The organism is Streptomyces sp. WAC06614, assembly GCF_003949795.1.
Lineage (GTDB): Bacteria > Actinomycetota > Actinomycetes > Streptomycetales > Streptomycetaceae > Streptomyces.
On record NZ_RPRY01000622.1, the window covers coordinates 1 to 1,855 of the forward strand.

Annotated in this window: 1 protein-coding gene; it reads right to left on the reverse strand. The window is 77.1% G+C overall.

The window, feature by feature from the left end:
- Window positions 1-173 precede the first annotated feature (173 nt).
- Complete coding sequence (locus EF918_RS35370) at window positions 174-1,820, reverse strand: ABC-F family ATP-binding cassette domain-containing protein (RefSeq protein WP_125652934.1); 1,647 nt, start codon at window positions 1,818-1,820, stop codon at window positions 174-176.
- Window positions 1,821-1,855 lie beyond the last annotated feature (35 nt).

Genomic DNA, 1,855 nt, shown 5'->3' on the forward strand with positions numbered 1-1,855 from the left:
GTCATGGGGGCTCCTGTGCGGGTGGGAGTGCCGGGGTGGCGGTGGAGTCGGGTGGTCCCGGTGACCCGGTGACCCGGTGACCCGGTGACCCGGTGACCCGGTCGGAACGGGCCGGATCGGTGCGGCAGCGCCGGGGCCCGCCACAGCGGCGCGGGGTCCGGGCCGAGGGCAGGTCACGGCGTCCTGGTCGGGGCGTGGAGTGCCAGGTGGGGGCCCCGCCAGCGGTGGCGGAGTCGGCGGTCGTGGCTGACGATCACCACGGCGCCCGGGAAGCCGGCGAGGGCCGCTTCCAGTTCCTCGGCGAGGGCGGGCGACAGGTGATTCGTCGGCTCGTCGAGCAGCAGGACGTCGGCGGGCTCGGTGACCAGCCGCGCCAGCGCCAGGCGCTGCCGTTGGCCGGCCGACAGCGCCCCGACCGGTACGTCGAGCCGCTCGCGGGCGAACAGGCCCAGCGACAGCAGCCGTTCCGCATGTTCCTCGGCCGAGCCCGTACGCCCGTGCGCGTAGGCCTCCAGCACCGTCCGCCCGCCCGGCAGCCCGGCGTCGGCCTGCTGCGTCAGCAGTCCGGTCCGGCCGCGCCGTACGATCCGCCCCCCGTCGGGGGCGGTCCGCCCGGCCAGGACGCCCAACAGGGTGCTCTTGCCCGCCCCGTTGGCCCCCGTCACGAGCAGCCGGTCGCCGGCCGCGACGTTCACCGTGACCGGGGCGAGCCGTCCGGCGACCGCGACCCCCTCGGCCTCGATCAGCACGCCCCGGCCGCCCGCGGCCCGCAGCGTGGGCGTGAAGCGCAGGGGCTCCGGCGGTGCGGGAACGGGCTCCGCGAGGAGCCGGCCGAGCCGCTCCCGGGCGTTGCGCACCCGGGAGGCCAGGGACTGCTGGACCCGGCCCGCGGCCCGGTCGTACGCCATCTTGTTGCCGTCCTTGCGTTCCCGGCCGGGCGCCATGCGACGGGCCGGGCCGGCGGCGTTCTCCCGCAGCCGGTCCACCTCCGCCCGCCAGACGGTGTGCGCCTCGGCGCGGCGCCGCCGGTCGGCGGCGCGCTCGGCGAGGTAGCCCGCGTAGCCGGTGCCGTGGCGGACGGTGCGGTGGAGGTCCCCGTCGACCTCCAGCAGGTCGGTGGCGAACCGTTCCAGGAAAGCGCGGTCGTGGGAGACGGCCACGGTGGTGCCGCGGCGGCTGCGCAGATGGTCCTCCAGCCAGGTCAGGGCGGAGTCGTCGAGGTGGTTGGTCGGCTCGTCGAGCAGCAGGACCTCCGGGGCGGCGGCGAGTGTCGCGGCCAGGCGCAGCCGGACCTGTTCGCCGCCGGAGAGGCCGGCGACGCTGCGCGGGCGGGGGAGGTCGAGGAGCCCGAGGCCGGCCAGGGCACGTTCGACGCGCGCGTCGGCCTCGTAGCCGCCGCGCAGTTCGAACGTGGTGAGCAGCTCGGCGTACTCGGTGAGGACGGCGGGGCCGGGGCCGGGGGCGGCGGCCATCGCGTGCTCCAGGGCGCGCATCCGGCGTTCCAGGGCGTGGAGCGGGGCCAGGGCCCGGTCGATGACCTGCTGGACCGTCAGATGGGGCGGGAGGTGCTCCTCCTGGGCGAGGAAGCCCAGGCCGCCGTCGGCGCGGACGAAGACCTCGCCGCTGTCGGGGCGTTCGGCCCCGGCCAGCAGCCGGAGCAGGGTGGACTTGCCGGACCCGTTCTCGCCGACGATCGCCAGGCGGCCGCCCGAGGGGACCGAGCAGGTGACGGAGTCGAGGACGAGGCGGCCGGCGTAGGACTTGGTGACGTCACGGGCGGTGAGCTGAGCGGTGACGGTGGCGGTGGAGGTGGCGGTCATGCGGCGGCTCCGAGGGGGCGAGGGCGGCTACGGGC